General features: G+C 72.5%; 8 protein-coding genes. 2 read left to right on the forward strand and 6 right to left on the reverse strand.

Annotation, left to right across the window (positions count from 1 at the left end):
* Window positions 1–303 precede the first annotated feature (303 nt).
* The gene (locus tag ACQ0O7_RS36820) at window positions 304–1,449 is read left to right on the forward strand and encodes a hypothetical protein (protein ID WP_430789477.1); all 1,146 of its coding nucleotides are present in this window, start codon (window positions 304–306) and stop codon (window positions 1,447–1,449) included.
* A gap of 66 nt (window positions 1,450–1,515) precedes the next feature.
* Here ACQ0O7_RS36820 and ACQ0O7_RS36825 read toward each other — a convergent pair whose 3' ends face one another.
* The 4 genes from ACQ0O7_RS36825 to ACQ0O7_RS36840 form a co-directional block, all read right to left on the reverse strand.
* A complete protein-coding gene (locus tag ACQ0O7_RS36825) occupies window positions 1,516–7,605 on the reverse strand; it encodes a S8 family serine peptidase (protein ID WP_430789479.1) in 6,090 nt (2,029 codons plus the stop codon).
* Between the two features lie 205 nt (window positions 7,606–7,810).
* Window positions 7,811–8,323 (reverse strand): response regulator transcription factor, encoded by a 513-nt coding sequence (locus tag ACQ0O7_RS36830; RefSeq protein ID WP_430789481.1) that lies wholly within the window; start codon window positions 8,321–8,323, stop codon window positions 7,811–7,813.
* Window positions 8,286–10,661, reverse strand: coding sequence for an ATP-binding protein (locus ACQ0O7_RS36835; RefSeq protein ID WP_430789483.1), 2,376 nt, complete (start codon window positions 10,659–10,661; stop codon window positions 8,286–8,288). The genes ACQ0O7_RS36830 and ACQ0O7_RS36835 overlap by 38 nt, the downstream gene beginning before the upstream one ends.
* Window positions 10,662–10,753: 92 nt before the next feature.
* Window positions 10,754–11,500, reverse strand: coding sequence for an LPXTG cell wall anchor domain-containing protein (locus ACQ0O7_RS36840; RefSeq protein WP_430789485.1), 747 nt, complete (start codon window positions 11,498–11,500; stop codon window positions 10,754–10,756).
* 108 nt (window positions 11,501–11,608) lie between these two features.
* Here ACQ0O7_RS36840 and ACQ0O7_RS36845 point away from each other — a divergent pair, with 108 nt between their 5' ends.
* On the forward strand, window positions 11,609–14,776 hold the full coding sequence (locus ACQ0O7_RS36845) for an SNF2-related protein (protein WP_430789487.1): 3,168 nt from the start codon (window positions 11,609–11,611) through the stop codon (window positions 14,774–14,776).
* A gap of 54 nt (window positions 14,777–14,830) precedes the next feature.
* Here the strand turns inward: ACQ0O7_RS36845 and ACQ0O7_RS36850 are convergent, their stop codons facing one another.
* Window positions 14,831–15,637, reverse strand: a complete 807-nt coding sequence (locus ACQ0O7_RS36850; protein ID WP_430789489.1) for a siderophore-interacting protein — start codon at window positions 15,635–15,637, stop codon at window positions 14,831–14,833.
* Window positions 15,638–15,643: 6 nt separating this feature from the next.
* A complete protein-coding gene (locus ACQ0O7_RS36855) occupies window positions 15,644–16,921 on the reverse strand; it encodes a helix-turn-helix domain-containing protein (RefSeq protein ID WP_430789491.1) in 1,278 nt (425 codons plus the stop codon).
* Window positions 16,922–17,042 lie beyond the last annotated feature (121 nt).

Raw genomic sequence — 17,042 nt, forward strand, 5'->3', positions numbered from 1 at the left:
TGGCTTCCGGCTCCCGGCTCCCGGCTCCCGGCTCCCGGCTCCAACGGCCGATCACGGTCGCGGGTTACGGGGCTGGACGGACTCTGCTGGCTGCTGTCACTAACGACATGGACCATCGCACGAAGCTAATCGACATCCACTCGCCCGCAGCGATCGGGCCTCGGGAAACGCGCTGTACAGCACGCCGGGAGCCGAGACGGGCATCAATGGCCCGTGCGGCCGGTGACCGGTGCCGCGGCGAGAGGCGATTCTCTATCCTGCGCGCGTGCCGTCAATCAGTGATACCGATCCGGTGGGTGCCCGGTGAGCGAATACCAGTACTACGAGTTCGTGGCGCTCGACCGGACTTTGACAGCTGAGCAGCAGCGCGAGTTGCGGGCGGTGTCGTCCCGGGGCCGCATCACGTCGTCGGGTTTCGCCAACGACTACCAGTGGGGCGATCTCAAAGCCGATCCGGCCGAGTGGATGGAGCGGTACTTCGACGCTCATCTGTATCTGGCGAACTGGGGCACCCGGCTGATCATGATGCGATTCCCCCGGGCCGCATTGGCCCCGGAGACCGCGGACGAGTTCTGCGCCGGCGCGTCGGCCCGCTCGTGGACCACCCCGACCCACGTGATCCTCGAACTCCGCAGCGAGAACGAGGGCGGCGACGAAGACTGGTGGGAGGAGACCGGAACGCTCACGGCGATCGCGCCGGTCCGTGCCGAGCTCGTCGGCGGCGATCGGCGGCTGCTCTATCTGGCCTGGCTGCTGTGCGCACAGAACCATGAGTGGGACGACGACGAGCCGGAACCGCCGGTCCCGGCCGGACTGGCCGACCTGAGCGGGCCGCTACGGACCCTGACCGACTTCCTCCGGCTGGACCCCGACCTGCTGGCCGCGGCAGCGACGGCGAGCCGGTCGATGACCGAAGCGGCACCGTCCGCCGCCGCACTCCGCCGATGGGTGAAAGACCTGCCGGTGGCGGACAAGGACGAGGCGTTGCTGCGGGTGCTGCGCGGTGATGCCGGGCTGCTGCGGGCGGAGTTGCTGCAACGGTTCCGCGGCGGCGCCGAGGACGAGGAGGCACCCGCCGGGCAGGCCCGGACCGCGGGGGAACTGCTCGCCGCCGCCGAGGCCCTCTGGGCAGCGCGGCAGCGGAAGGCCCGGGAGCGGCCGGCGGCCGGGCAGGCACGCCGCGCGGAGGCCACGGCCGCGGCCCGCCGACAGCGTCTGGACGATCTGGTACGCGACCCGGCGCGAGCCTGGACCCAGGTGGAGGAACTGATCGCGACGAAGCGCCCGAAGGACTACGACACGGCGGTCACCCTGCTGCAGGATCTCCAGGCGCTGGCGGCCCGGGACGACGGCTCCGCCGGGTTCACCGAGCGGCTGACCCGTCTGCGGGAGCGCCACGCCCGAAAGGTGAGCCTCCTCGACCGCTTCGAGCGGGCCCGGCTGATCTGACCCGGCCGACATGAGGGAGCCTCCCCGCCGGTGGTGGCGGGGAGGCTCCGGTGTGTGGTGGGTGGGTCAGAGGCGGGGGTCCTCCTGGATGCTCAGGGCGTTGAGGATCGGGTCGGCTTCGCCCTTCTCCCGGTTGAAGAGGAGTTTCAGGTCGCCTCCGGGGTGCTTCACGGTGACCGCGTTGCGGTCGGCGGTCAGCAGGCCGGCCTTCGCCTGTACGTCGTGGTCGTACAGGACCACCTTGCCGCCGGCCAGTACGTCGAAGGCCCGTTCGCCCGTCTTGACCTTCTCGAACTCGGCGAAGTCGAGGCCGAGGCGGTAGGTGCCGGCCGGGGCGTTCTGGAACACGTAGCTGAACGTCTCGCCGGTCCGCTGGGTGCGGAACAGCGCGTCGTCGGTGGTGCCGGCGATGGCTGACCTGGTGGTGCGGACCTTGCCGCCCACGTGGGACTGGTCGGCGGACCAGACGAAACCGGTGGCGTCCACATGACCGGTGCCGCCGGCGTCGATGCCGCGCCAGTAGGCCGAGGTCGCCAGGCGTACCGGCCGGTGCTGGGTGTCGGCCTTTCCGGTGTCGGAGGTCACCAGCAGGTCGCCGGTCAGCACGCCGGGTTTCAGCCCGGTGTTGTCGGCGGTCACCGTGACCTTGGTGGAGGCGCGGGGCGCCAGGGTCGTGGTGCCGGTCGCGGCCGGGCCGGTGAGGGTCAGCCACGGCATGTCGGTGGCCTCGCTGACCCGCACCCGCATCGGGGCGGAACCGCTGTTGGTCACCGTCACCTCGGCGGTCGCCTTCTTCCCCTTGTCGAGGAGCCAGTCGAGGCCGGCGCCGGTGACCGTGGCGATGCCGGTGGTCAGGGCGGTGTTCCGTACCTCGGCCTGGTCCTTCGTCGTGATCGGCACCGGGTGGGTGACGGTCACGTAGTTCGGCGCCTCGATCCGCACGGTGTTCTCGCCGATCAGGGCCTGGGTCTTCCAGCGGCCCTTGACGTCGGCGGTGATGACCCGATCGCCGGCCGGGCCGGTGAGGGTGACCACCGCGCCCTCGATCGGCTTGCCGTCGTTGCCGTCGGTGACCGTGCCCTCGATCGTGCCGGCGGCCGGCAGACGGAACTCCAGACCCAGACCGGCCGTCAGGACCGGCTGGTTGACCGAGTACTGGAGGGCCGGGTTGCGGTTCAGGCTCTCCACCCCGACGGTCGCCGACGAACCCCTGGTGAGCGGGTTGTCGCCGCCGACACCGTCGCCGTATCCGATCTGGATCCGGCCGTCCGCGATCAGGGTGACCGAGAAGCTGACCCGGGCCGTCCGGTCACTGTAGAAGGCGACGTCGCGCCACTCGACCACCTGCGCCGCGATCCCGTCGACCGTGGTCGTGCCGAAGTGGATGCCGGCCTGGTCGTCGACGATCAGGTCGTCCCACAGCGGGGCGATCGCGTCGATCGGGGAGGTGGACGGGAGAGCCGTGTTGCCGCCGGTGGTGTGGGAGCGGTCGAAGGTCAGCCGGCCGTTGGTCGTCACACAGACGCCGTCCCAGGCGCTGTCGTAGAACGGCTGCAGGTAGCCGGCGTCGAACCACAGCACGCCGCAGAGGTCGTCGCCGTGCCAACCGGAATCCCGCGTGCCCTGACGGTAGAGCCCCTCGGTCACCGTCATCGTGTACGAGCGGCCGGCCGGAGCCACCGGTACGGGTCCCGGCTCCGGCTGTTCCGGCTGCGGCTCGGGTTCGGCCACGTCGGCACGCGGGTCGAGGGTGACCCGCAGCGCGGCGACGCTCGGGGTCTTCAGGCCCTTCGAGCCGCGCAGTTCCACGGTCAGCGGGCCGCCGTCGTGTGTCACGACGGCCTGACGCCAGTCGGCGGTGTTCGGGCCCACGGCCGCCGCCGGATCGTAGGCGTAATCGGTCAGCGTGCCGTTCACGAGCACGTCGAACACCCGCTTGCCCCGGGCCGCCCGGTCGATCTCGGCGAACCCGAGGTCGATCGTGTAGGTGCCCTTCGGCGCGTCCGGGAAGCGGTAGAACAACTGCTTGTCGCTCGTGGTGCGCTGCGACTGGAACAGGGCGTCGTCCGGCGTACCGGCAATCGGTGTCCTGGTGGTGTTGATCTTCGTCTTGCCCTGGTAGCCCCAGGACTTCTTGCCCGCGGCCTGGTCGGCGGACCAGGTGAAGCCGGAGCCGTCGGTCAGTCTCGTGCCGCCGGCGTTGACGCCCACCTGGTATCTCGTGGTCGTGAGCGTGACCGGGACGTAGCTCTTGGACTGCCGTCCGGAGTCGGAGCGGATCACGATGTTCGCGCCCTGGACTCCGGGCTTCGCGTCCTTCGCGGAGATCGACACCTTGACGGTCGTCGACCGGCCGGGGGCGAGGGTGCCTCCGGCCGACGAGAGCGACAGCCACGGCAGGTCGGTGAGCAGGTCGTCCTCGACGTCGACGAGCACCACGTCGTCGGCGATCTGGTCGGCCGCCCACAGCGCGCCGGTGGCGTCGGTCTCCAGGCCACCGCCCTGGCCCACCTTCTGACCGGGGAACCACCACGCGTTCACCAGCGAACAGTCGACCGGGTCGACCTGCAGCAGACGGGTGGGCCGGTTCGAGGTGAGGTCGGTGTACCAGACGGTGTCCGACGACTGGTTGTAGGCCAGGCCCATGATCTCCGGCAGCGGCGGGGCGCAGAACGACAGCAGCGCGCCCGGGGTGGTGTGCGAGGTGCCGGCGACGGTTCCGATCATGCCGTTGCGGCGGCCGCCGACATAGAAGACGTCCCGGTTCGGGTTGTACGCCAGACCGGTCAGCTGCAGCGTCGACCAGTCGCCCTTGATCTCCCGGGTCTTCTTGCCGGTCGCCCGGTCGAAGCAGTGGATGAAGCTGGCCGGGCTGTCCTCCATCTGGCACATGTCCCCGGTCCTGGTGTCCAGGGCCATGTCGAACGCCCGGTAGTCCGGGTTCCACGACGCGTCGAAGACCTTCCCGGTCCTCCGGCCCGCCACCGTGTACGCGGTGTTGGTCCGCGCCACGTAGTCGTGCACCCAGACGTCGCCGTCGTAGCCGATGCCGGACGGCTCCTTCTCCGCGATCGTGCCGGGAATGGGGATCCGGGTGATCACGTCACCGCCGGCGGTCGTGCCCACCTTGGCGGCCGCCAGCTTCTCGGCGGCGCTCGACGCCGTCTCCGCACCGTCGACATTCGACTTCTTCATGCCGCTCGCGCCGGCCCTCCACCCGGCCGGATCGACGGTGCCGGCCGTACCCGTGGTGGTCCCGGCGGTGTCGAGTTCCGGATGCCGGGCGGCCTCGCCCAGGTGGTACGTGACCGGGGCGGAGCCGGTGTTGGTCAGCGTGAGGGTGCCCTCGCCGTTCTGGCCGGTGCCCAGCAGCGCGTCCAGGCCGTCAGCCTTCAGGCCGGCGACACCGGTGGTCAGGCGTACGTCGATCGCGGCCTTGGCGTAGAGCTTCGGCAGTTCGAACGGGTACGACGCGGTGGTGTAGTTCGGCGCCTCGACCGTCATGGTGTAACCGCCGACCGGGAGCTGCCGGTGCACGACACCCGTCCCGCCGGTGGTGACCGTCTCGACCAGCCCGTTCGCGGTGCTGAAGGAGACCTTCGCGCCGGCCACCGGCAACCCGTCGTTGCGGTCGAGGATCGTCGTGTCGAGGTATCCGAAGTCCGGCATGTCGTAGGTGACGATCATGCCGTCGCGCAGCACCGGCGAGCTGTCCGAGAACCGGATGCCGTCGACGCCGGCCCAGCCCTGGATGCCGGTGATGCCGTGCCGGCCGCCGGTCACCTCGTCGTCGGAGCCGATGCCGTCGCCGTACCCGAAGATGACGGTGCCCGAGCGGGTGATCGTGGCCGAGTAGTCGACCGGCTCGGTGTACTCCGACCGGCTCGGGTAGGCCCACAGCTTGGCGTCGCGGTACTCGATGACGAACGCGTCCTCACCGTTGACCTCGGTGGCCGCGGTGAAGACCCCACCGCCGGGGGCGAACTGGACGGGACTCTGGGTGTAGAACGGGAAGATGCCCGCGCCGCCGTAGCCGGGGCCGGTGCTGCCGTCCGGGGCGATCACCCCGCGCAGGCCGATGCCGAGGGTGTCGTGGCTGCCGTTGTAGAGCGCGACCGGGAACGGCAATCGCACCGTGGCCCACACCCCGCTGGGGAAGTCGACCCGCTCGGTGCCACGCAGGTGTTCGCCCTCGGTGACGGCGCAGCGGTAGCCGCCCTTGTCGACGACCAGCCCGACCGGGATCTCGGCCGGCTCGTCGCGGGCACCGACGGTCAGCGGGACCGTGGTGGGCGAGAAGCAGGCGTTCGGCCGGACATCCAGCCGGTACGCCCCCTCGGGCACCCCGGTGATCGTGAACGCGCCGTCGGCGTTCGTGCGTACCGGCTTCAGCGGCGTGCCGGTGACCGTGACGTCGGCGTTCGGCACCGGCTTCCTCTTGTCGTCGACCACCCGGCCGCTGACGTCGTGCCGGGTGGCGGCGGTGAGCGGCAGCTCGACCGAGGTGTCCCGGCCCAGCGCGATGGTGACCTCGGCGGTCGCGGTCAGGTAGCCGAAGGCCCTGGTGCTGAGCCGGTAGTCGCCGGCCGGCAGGTTCGTGGTGAACCGGCCGTCCTCGTCGGTGCCGATCGACCGGCTGAACGGCCCGGTGATCGTCACGTCCGCGGCGGCGACCGGGTCACCACCGGCGGTGACCACGCCGGTCAGGGTGCCGCCCTCGCGGGGCGCCAGCTTCAGCAGGCGGACCAGGTCCAGCCGGCCCTCGCCGTACTTGTTGTTGACCGCGGCGGTGCCACCGCACTCGGTGTCGTCGACGTCGACGGCCGACTGGCCGAGCAGCCGGCGGGTCTCCTCGATCCGCCCGATCAGGGTCGGATCGTAGCTCCACAGCGCCGCGACGGCGCCGGCCACGTGCGGAGACGCCATCGAGGTGCCGGACAGCTCGGCGTAACCGTTGTTCGGGTAGGCCGAACGGACGCCGACACCCGGGGCGGAGATCTCCGGCTTGATCTGCCCGCTCTCGCCCTCGCCCTTGCGGGAGAACGACGCCAGCGTGCCGTCCGGCGAGTAGGCGCCGACCGAGTAGGCGCTCTCCGCCGAACCCGGCGAGGAGACGGTGTCGCAGGCCGCGAACGGCGAGGTGTTGCCGGATGACCAGGTGCTGAAGATGCCCGCGGCGGTCCAGGCCTCGTCGATGGCCCGGAAGAAGCCGTTGAAGTTGTGCTCGGCGCCCTGGCCCCACGAGTTGTTGACGACGTGCGGGCGCTTGGCCGGGTCGGGGTTGTTGCCCCGCACGTCGGTCGGCGCGAGCAGCCACCAGCCGGACCGCAGCAGCGACTCGACGCCGGAGTCCGTGCAGCAGCCGTCGGTGGCGATCCACCGGGCGTCCGGTGCGACGCCGATGTGGTCGGCGCCGTCCTGGCCGACCATGGTGCCCATGGTGTGCGTGCCGTGCCCGTCGTCGTCGCACGGCGCGCCCGCGCACGAGGTCCGGGTGGCCATCCAGTTGTAGTCGTGGTCGACGGTGCCGTCCGGGTTCGTGCCGCGGTACTGCCGCTTCAGGGCCGGATGGTCGAACTGCACGCCGGAGTCCAGGTTGGACACCGTGATGCCGGCGCCGGTGGCGCCCATCTCCCACGCCTCCGGGGCGTGGATGGCGTCCAGGCCCCACGTGGTGGTGCCGTCCGCGGCGGCGGCCCGGGTGGTGGCGACCTTCTCGTCCACCGGATCGATCAGCGCCACCTGCGGTGTCGTGTGGATCTCGGCGACCTGCGCCCGGGACGCCACGTCCAGGGCGAGTCTCTCGGTGCCGCCCTTGACGAGTACGGCGTTGGCGATCGGGTAGGAGGTGTACTTGACCCCGGCCCGGTCGAGTTCGGGGGAGACGACGGCCAGCGAGTTCTTCGCCGCCGTGGTCAGCGCGTCGTAGACGAAGCGGCCCCGGTCGGCCCAGTCGGTGATCCGCGCCGCCGGCCCGAGGTCGGCCCCGGTCTCGAAGGTGATCCAGAAGTCGGAGGAGGGCTCGGTACGGAAGCGGTCCGACAGGGCCCGCTCGATCTTGCCGGTATCGGGATCCGCCGCGTACGCCGGTATCGCTGGAAGCATGCTCAGGCCGGCCATCGCGGCCATCGTCGCCGCGAGAGTGGTGATTCTCATGGGGTCCCTTCCGCCTACAGGGGTTGGTAGGGGTCGTGGCTCTGGGGTGTGTCGGCCTCGTCCTCGTGCGGATCCCGCGGCGGCTCAGGAGGCGGTGGGAGCTCGTCAGGCACGATGGGTTGCTCAGACATGCATCGGCCCTGGGCTATGAATCATGGAGTCATGCTCGGGCCGGGCGGAGCACCGTAGCTATCCGGCGGATACGTCAATCTTCTTCGGCGAACACCCCGGCCTCGACCGCCTTGACCGCCAGGGCGGTCCGGGAACTCACCTTCAGCTTGCGCATCGCCGCCCGCAGCTGCTGGTCCACAGTGGCCGGTGACTTGGCCAGGATCCGGCTTATCTGCCGGTTCGTCTTACCCGCCACCACCAGCTGGACCACGTCGAGTTCACGCGGGGAGAGCTGGTCGCCGTACCCGCGCCGGCCACCCCGCCACAGCCGCGGCACCTCGGCGCCGTGCTCACGCAACCGCTGGGCCACCCGGTCGGCGTCACCGCGGGCGCCCAGCCGGAACAACTCCTCGTACTGCGCGGCCAGCAGCTCCCGGCCCGCTTCGATCCGGCCCGCCGCCACCAGCGCCCCGGCCTGCCGCTCGCGGGCGCGCAGGGCGTCATAGGGGCGCGGCAGCCCACTCCAGGCACGGGCCGCCCGGTCGAAGGCAGCCGCCGCCCGGACGTGCTCACCGGACGCGTCGAGCAGCAGCGCCCGGCAGGTCACCGGCGGCGATCAGCGCCTCGATCCGGGCCGGGACCAGGTCGGTCGCCCACACCCAGATGCCCTTGCCGCGTACGGTGTCCAGCGGCCGCTCCGTCACCAGCAGTGCCCGGCGGCTGTCCCCGTCGGTCAGCCACAACCGGGCCAGCGCGGCCGCCGCCTCCATCGTGTCGTCGGCCGCGCCCAGCCGGGCCGACTCCTCCAGAACCAGCCGGAACTGCTCCTCCGCGGCCCGCCGCCGCCCGGCCGCCGCGGCCAGCCGGGCCGCCAGGCGCACACTGCCCAGATAGTGGGCCGGCCGGTCCCGGTCGGCGTCGGCGAGAGCCGCGCTGGTCTCCGCCAGACCGTCCCACCGGCCGGTGTTCCAGGCCAGATTGGCCTGTTCCAGCCGGACGTTGTGCCGCAACCGGGACGCCTGCTCGGCCTCGGCCAGGCGCAGAGCCACCGCCAGATGCTCCCCGGCGTCGGTGTACCGGCCCCAGATCAGCGCCCCGGTGCCGACGTTGACGTGGATGCGGGCCACGTCCAGGCGCTCGGCCGCGGTCCGGCCGTCGGCGGGCAGCCCGGCGACCACCTCCCAGGCCTCCTCCTCACCCAGCATGAGCAGTGCCGCGGCCCGGTTCCCGGCCAGGTTCAGCCGCTCCGCCGGGGACTCGATCCGGGCGGTCAGCCCGGCGGCCCGATCCAGCCAGCGCCGATGGGTCGAGGCCGGCCACGGTCCGGCGTACGCCCAGCCCAGATAGGTCATCGCCCGGGCCGCCTCGACCGGGTCGTGATCGAGGTTGTCCACCGCCTGCTCCAGCTCGCTGAGCGCGGCCTGCGCCTCACCGACGGTGATCAGCAGCCGGCCCAGCGGATTGCGGACCTCGGCCTGCTGGCGGGCGGAGAGACCGGGCGTGTGCAGCACCGAGCGCAGCGTGCGGATCACCCGGTGGTAGACGTCGTCGACCTGCTCCCGGCGGCCCAGCGCGGCCACCCCGGCCACCCGCGCCACCCGCGCCCGGTCCACCGGCGGCAGCACCGCCCAGGACAGCAGATCGACGAGCATGCCGACCGCCTTGGTGTGGTCCCCCGAGGCGATGGCCAGCTCGGCGCCCCGTTCGGCGTACCGGGCCCAGGACCGCGTCTCGCGGGCCTCCCGGAAGTGATGGGCGAGACGCGCCACCGGAGGCGGGTCGAGATGCTCCAGAGCCCGGCCGGCCAGTAGATGGAAGTGCCGGCGGTCGGTCAGCGGGATCGCCTCGTAGACGGCGGTCGCGGCCAGCACGTGCCGGAACCGCCACCGGCCGTGGTCGTCGCCGTCCAGCACACCGGCGTCGGCCGCCTCCGCGATCGCGCCCCGGCACACCGCCGGCGACAGGTTCGCGGTCATCGCGATGGTCGCCACCGAGGACCGTTCGGCCAGCGTCGCCGCCGCCCGCAACACCTGCTGCGCGGTCGGCGACAGCCGGCTCACCCGCTCCCGGGTGGAGTCCCGCACCGTCGGCGGGACCTGCAGCTCGCGCAGCTTCAGCCGGACCCACTGGCCGTCCCGGAAGACCAGGTCGGCCCGGTCGCACATCAGCCGGACCGACTCCTCCACGGCCAGCGGCACCCCACCGGTCCGGCCGTGCATGAACGCGGTGAACTCCGGTGAGATCGGGTTGCCGTCCAGCATCGAGGACACCAGCGCCGCCGTGTCACCGGGCGGCATCGGCGCCAGGGCGATCCGCAGCTGGGTCACCCCGGCCGGCAACCGGGACGTCAGCCGCAGCAGCAGCGACCCGTCGTCCACCTCCTCCGGCCGGTAGGAGATCACCAGGTTGGGACCGCCGGTGCGCTGCCGGGAGAGGACGAACAGCAGGAACTCCAGGGTCACCTCGTCGGCCCAGTGCGCGTCCTCCAGCACCAGGACGTCGACCCGCAGGGCACGCAGCACCTCGTCCAGGGCGCGGAACAGCCGGTGCCGGGCCGCCTTCGCGTCGTCCAGGGGCGGCAGCGCGGGCGGCAGGACCGAGGACCACTCCGGGAACAGCGGCCGCAGCGCGCCGGCCAGCTCGGTCAGGCGCTGGTGCGGCAGCGGGCCCTCGATCCCGAGGAACGCGTCGACGATCGGGCCCAGCGTCAGCGACTCCCGCAGCGGCGGGCACACCGACACCAGGGCGGTGTGCCCGTCCGCGGTGGCCGGCCACTCGCGCAGCAGGCGGCTCTTGCCGATCCCCGCCTCGCCCTCCACCAGCACGATCGCCGGCGGGCGGGCCAGCGCGCCGCGCAGCGCCGCCAGCTCCCGGTCACGGCCGGTGAAACCCGGGATGGCAACGGCCGGTGCGGTCCCGTCGTCCTCGGGCGAGGGATCGATCATGGGTGATGATGATTTCGCCCTTCGCTGCTCCGGCACAAGACCACGACGAAGCCCCAGGTCGCTGACCTGGGGCTTCTCGGGTGTGAGACCGGTTACGCCTCGAAGCGGGCCCGGCGCCGGCGGCCGATCAGGAAGCCGGCTCCACCGAGGACCAGCAGGGCGCCGCCGACTCCGGCGACCGTGCCGGCCGCGGCGCCGGTGACGGGCAGGCCGCCGCCCTCGCCGCCCTCGCCGGTCCCGCCGCCGGGAGTGGTGGTGGCGGAGGGGCCGGCCGTGCCGGTCGTCGTGGCACTGGGCGTGACACTCGCACCCGGCGAGGCCGAGGCCGAGACCGAGGCCGATGGGGAGGGCTGCGCCGCGCAGTCCAGCTCGCGGGCGGCCCACAAACCGTCGTTCAGGTACGCCAGGGCCGCGTCGATGCTTCCGTCGTCGAGGGTCTTCTGTGCGGCCTTCTCGACGTCGGCGCCGGCGTCCTTCAGGGTCTGGCCGACCGAGATCCGCAGATCGTGGGTCCAGGTGCTCAGCATGCCCTTGCCCAGGAAGGCCCGCAGGTCCTCGTCGGTGCCGCCCAGTGCCTTCTGCGTGGCGTCCGGCAGGCCGTACAGCGAATCGGTCTCCGCCGCGTCCAGGACCCGGAAGGCGGTGATCCGGACCTCCGCGACGGTCGCGGTGTCCAGATCGATGGTGACCAGCTTGCGGATGTCGGTGAAGAGCTTGCGCTCGACCGTCTGGCAGGCCGCGTCCAGCCCGGGCTTGTCCGCCTGCGCGGCCGCCGCCGGCGCCGTGGGAATCAGCAGGGCCAGTGCCAGCAGGGCGCCGGCCGGAATGGTTCGTCTCATGTGGATCTTACCCCCGTCGGTAGCCGAAGCCCGGAGATATTAGCGCCGATGGGTGCTCCGGGGAGACCCGGTCCGGGGTGCGATCCTTGGACTCGACGAAAGGCGACGATGGCCAAGCTGATCCTCACTCCCGAAGAAGCGGTTCTCTGCGATCTGGTCGGTGTCCGGGACTTCGTCCGGGCCCGGGACACGCTGGCCGACGGGCAGATCGCCGGCCCGGTGTCGGCGGTGCCCGGTAAGGCGGTCGGCCGGATCCGGGACGGCGGGGTGGTGACCGGGGAGATCACCGAGGCCGGGCTGACCGGCCTCTGCACCTGCGCCGACGCGGATTGTGTCCACGTCATCGCGTTGATGATCGCGGTTCTGGGCGACGACCCGGGGAGGACCCGGCCGGCACCCGCGCAGCGGCGGCCGCGGAACAGCCGCTGGGAGACCCAGCTGTCGGCGCTGGTGCGTGACGTGGCCGGGCCGGCGGAGACCCCCGAGCCGCCGGCGCCCGGGCTCGGCCTCCAGTTCGAGGTGGTGCAGGCGCCACTGCCACGGTCCCGTAAGACCGGCCGGCGGATCTCGATGCGGCCGGTGCTGCCGGGTCAGCGGGGCTGGGTGCGTACCGGGATCAACTGGCACTCACTCGGTTACGCCGGGGGTCGCACCCCGGTCGCGGATCACCACCGGCGGCTGCTCGCCGAGATGGTCAAGCTGTCCGGCTCGCACTTCTACTACACCAGCGGCGCCGCGTCCGTCTTCCTCGACGAGTTCGGCACCCGGCGGATCTGGGACCTGCTGGCCGAGGCGCAGGAGTCCGGGCTGCCGCTGGTGCGGGCCGGGCGGAACGCCGCGCCGGTGGTGGTGGCGCGCGACCCGGCCCGGGTGGTGATGCGGGTGGCCCGGGTCGACGGCGACATGTCGTTGCGGGCGGTGGTGCAGGACGACGGCACACCGGTGGACCTGACGGACGCGGAGTTCATCGGCGAACCGGCGCACGGCATCGCCTCCTGGGGTGGTTCCGGTGGGCTGCGGCTGGCCCCGCTGGCCCGGCCACTGCCCCGGCCGGCCCGCAAGGTGCTGACCGCGCCGGAGATCCGGATCCCCGGCGGCCAGGAGGAGCGGTTCCTCGCCGAGTTCTATCCCGGCCTGGTCCGGCATCTGGAGGTGGTGCCGGACGGGCCGGACGTGCACCTGCCCGAGGTCGGCGCCCCGGTGCTGACCGTGACGCTGACCGCCGAGCCCGGGCCCCGGCTGCGGCTGCGGTGGGAGTGGGTGACCGAGGTGGGCGGGGTGCGGCACGGGGAGCCGCTGTCGGTGCCGGCGCTGTCCGGGGACCGTGCCGGCCTCGTCCGGCGGGTGGCCGATCTGGTCGGGCCCGGCCTGCTCGAAACCGGGGCGGAGCTGGCCGGCGACGCGATGATCCATTTTCTGGGTACGGTCGTCCCCGCGCTCGGCGAGCTGGGCGTGGCGGTGGACGGGCCGGGCGACTGGGACCTGCACGAGAGCGACGAGGCGCCGGTCATCACGTTCACCGGTGCCGCGGCGAGCGATGAGCGGGACTGGTTCGACCTGTCGGTGCGGGTCGAGGTGGGCGGCGAGCACGTCGACTTCGAGGCGCTGTTCGTGGCGCTCGCCCGGGAGCAGGAGTTCCTGATCCTGCCCAGCGGTGTCTACTTCGCACTGGACCGGCCGGAGTTCCGGCAGCTGCGGGAGCTGATCGCCGAGTCACGGGCGCTCACCGACAGCCCGCCGGGGGTGCTGCGGGTCGGCCGGTTCCAGGCCGGGGTGTGGGACGAACTCGGCGAGCTGGGCGAGCTGGCCGGGCAGGCGGCGGACTGGCAGCGTGCGGTGTCCGCGCTGAGCGAGTCCGGTGCCGTCCTGGACCAGAAGGTGCCCGGCGGGGTGGACGCCGAGCTGCGCCCGTACCAGCTGGAGGGGTTCCGCTGGCTGGCCGCGCTGCACGACAACGGGCTCGGCGGCATCCTCGCCGACGACATGGGCCTGGGCAAGACGCTGCAGGCCCTCGCCCTGCTCTGCCACGCCCGTGAGCACGGCCGTTTCCTGGTGGTGGCGCCGGCCAGCGTGGTGCACAACTGGGCGGCCGAGGCGGCCCGGTTCACTCCCGGCCTCGACGTCCGGACGATCACCTCGACCGCGGCCCGGCGGCGCGCCGGCCTGGCCGAGGCGATCGGCGAAGCGGACGTGGTGGTCACCTCCTACACCCTGTTCCGCCTGGAGTACGACGACTACGCGGCGATGGACTGGGCCGGCCTGCTGCTGGACGAGGCGCAGTTCGTGAAGAACCCGCAGTCGCAGGCCCACAAGTGCGCCCGGCGCCTCCCGGCACCCTTCAAGATCGCCATCACCGGTACGCCGATGGAGAACAATCTCGCCGAACTGTGGGCGCTCTGCGCGATCGCCGCCCCCGGACTGTTCCCCCGGCTCGACCGGTTCACCGAGTACTACCGCAACCCGATCGAGCGTGAGCACGACCAGGACCGGCTGGCCCAGCTGCGCCGCCGGATCCGGCCGCTGATGCTGCGCCGCCGCAAGAACGAGGTGGCCGCCGACCTGCCGGCCAAGCAGGAGCAGGTGGTCGAGGTCGAGCTGTCGCCCGGGCACCGCAAGGTCTACCAGCGCTATCTCCAGCGGGAGCGGCAGAAGGTCCTCGGCCTGCTGGGCGACCTGGAACAGAACCGCTTCGAGATCTTCCGGTCGCTGACCCTGCTGCGGCAGGCCAGCCTGGACGTGGCGCTCGTCGACGAGCAGCACCGCGGGGTCGCCTCGACCAAACTGGACCTGCTCGTCGAGCAGCTCACCGACATCGTCGCGGAGGGCCACCGCACCCTGGTGTTCAGCCAGTTCACCCGCTTCCTCGGCGCCGCCCGGGACCGGCTGGAGCAGGCCGGGATCATTTGCGCCTATCTGGACGGCACCACCCGGGACCGCGGACGGGTGATCGAGCGGTTCAAGTCCGGGTCGGCCCCGGTCTTCCTGATCAGCCTGAAAGCCGGCGGGTTCGGGCTGAACCTGACCGAGGCCGACTACTGCGTCCTGCTGGACCCGTGGTGGAACCCGGCGACCGAGGCGCAGGCGGTGGACCGCGCCCACCGCATCGGGCAGACCCGCAACGTGATGGTCTACCGGATGGTGGCCCGGGACACCATCGAGGAGAAGGTGATGGCGTTGCAGAAGCGGAAGGCCGAGCTGTTCGCCGGGGTGATGGACGGCGGGGAGTTCGCCTCGGCCGGGCTCACCGCCACCGACATCCGCGAACTCCTCGGTTAGACCGTGTGGTGATCTGTGGCCCGATCCGGGCCACAGATCACCACACGGTCGTCGCTAGTAGCGGCCGGCCGGGCCGGCCTTCCACTCCCGCCACTGTTCGTCGTTCAGGCCGCGCCGCCAGTAGCCGGAGATCGACAGCAGGTCCCGGTGGACTCCCCGCTCCTCCAGCAGGTGCCGGCGCAGGGCCCGGATCGCCCGGCCCTCGCCGTGCACGAACGCCTGGACCAGTCCGGGATCGAAGGTCAGATCCCGGACCGCGGTGGGCAGATCGTCACCGCGGGCGCTGTGGATCCAGCGGATGTCGGCGTCCGCCACGGTCGGCAGCGGCTGCTCGTCGGCCGGGTCGGCCACCTCGACGATCACCCGTGCCCGCATGCCCGGCGGCATCGACTCCAGGGTGACGGCGATCGCGGGCAGCGCCACCGCGTCGCCGGCCAGCAGATGCCAGTCCGCGGTACGGCCGGGCCGGTACAGCCCGCGCGGCTCCCGCAGCAGCACCGGATCGCCCGGCCGCAGCCCGGCCAGCCAGGACGGGGTCAGACCGGGGCGGCCGTGGTCGTAGAAGTCGATGGTGAGTTCGGCGGCGACCGGGTCGAGGGCCCGGATGGTGTACGTCCGGGTGCGCGGCCACGCCGACCGGGGCAGGTCGGCGCAGATCCGGCGCATGTCCAGGTCGTCCGGATACCGCACGCCGGGACGGGGGAAGACCAGGCGGATGTACGAGTCGGTGAACGGTCCCGGGTCGAGCCGGGCCACGTCCGGCCCGCCGGCGACCATCCGGGTCACCCGTGGGGCGATCCGGGTCAACCGCAGCAGGGTCAGCCGGACCACCGGATGGGCGGGCGCCGAGACGACGATCATCGCGGGTCAGATCCGGGCCGGCGCGGCGCACAGCTGGGCGGCGCGAACGGTGTGCAGGATCCGGAACCAGGACTGCCCGGACGCGTACGCCGGACGGATCAGTCCGTGCAGCAGCAGCGCGCGGACCGCCCGCCCGCTGTCCGGCAGGTTCCGGCCGGTCAGCCGGATCACGTCGGTCAGGTCGAAGGTGTCGCCGTGCCGGCACAGCGCCTCGAACAGTTCCCGGTCGGCGGCGGGCAGCCCGGTCAGCCGCCGGGCCAGCGCCGCGGGTGTCCCGGTGCCGCCGTCCGGGCCGTCCAGGTGGTGCAGCAGGGTGGCCGGGTCGTCGTGCAGGCACCGGTGCAGGGTGGCCAGGTCGTAGACGATCAGCCAGGAGGCGGCCGAGTGCAGCGAGCCGGGTATCCCGTCGAGCCGCCGGCAGATGTCGGCCACCAGGTCGCCGTCCGGGTCGATGTCCGGGCGGATCCGGCGGGCCGCGCTGAGGAAGACGCGTACCGCCGGGGAGTCCGGTTCGTCGGTGGTCAGCGGGCCGAGCAGGAAGGTCCGCTCGCCGGGCAGGCCGAGCGGGCGGTCCGCGGTGGTCAGCACGCGCAGTCCGGGCACCCGCCGGAGCAGCGTGGTCAGGCCGGCCGGGTCGGCGGTGCCGGGGATGCCGTCCAGGACGAGCAGCGGCGGCCGGTCGGCGATCGTCTCCACCAGCGCGGTGACCTGGTCGGTGCCGTTCCCCGGATGCAGCAGCTGGTCGGCGGCGGCCCGGACCAGGGTGGCGAGCCGGTCGCCGCCGGCCGGTCCGTCCGGAGGGCACCAGAGCACCGGCGTACGGTCGGCGAGGTGCATCCGGGTGGCCACCTCCAGGGCCAGCCGGGTCCGTCCCACCCCGGTGATGCCGATGACGGTGACCAGGCGTTCGGCGCCGGAGGACAGCTCGCCGACGAGCACCGCGGTCTCCGCCTCACGGCCGGTCTGCAGGTCGGTGGCGAGCGGCGGGGCGGGCGGCTCGGCCTCGTACCCGTCCTTCACCGCCCAGCCGGTGCGGCCCTCGGCGGCCGCCGACTCCAGGTCGGCGCGGGCCCGGGGGCCGAGACGCAGGGCGTCGGCGATCAGCCGGACGGTGTCCTGCCGCGGGCGCCGGGCCCGGCCCTGCTCCAGGTCGCGGATCGCCCGGACGCTGATGGTGGAGAAGTCGGCGAGCTCCCGCTGGGTCAGCCGGATCCGGACCCGGTGCTGGCGGACGAGCCGGCCGAACAGCGGTACTTCCTCGGTGGTCCCGGTCGTGGTGGTCATGATGCGGCCCTCGGCTTTCTCCCGTGTGGCGGCGCGGTCGATGAGGATCCGGGACGGTGCCCGTGCCATTCATCGTCCGGATGCCGCTATCCACCGGGCATCACGCTGCCAACCGCAGAGT

Source organism: Actinoplanes sp. G11-F43 (genome assembly GCF_050589265.1).
Classification (GTDB): domain Bacteria; phylum Actinomycetota; class Actinomycetes; order Mycobacteriales; family Micromonosporaceae; genus Actinoplanes.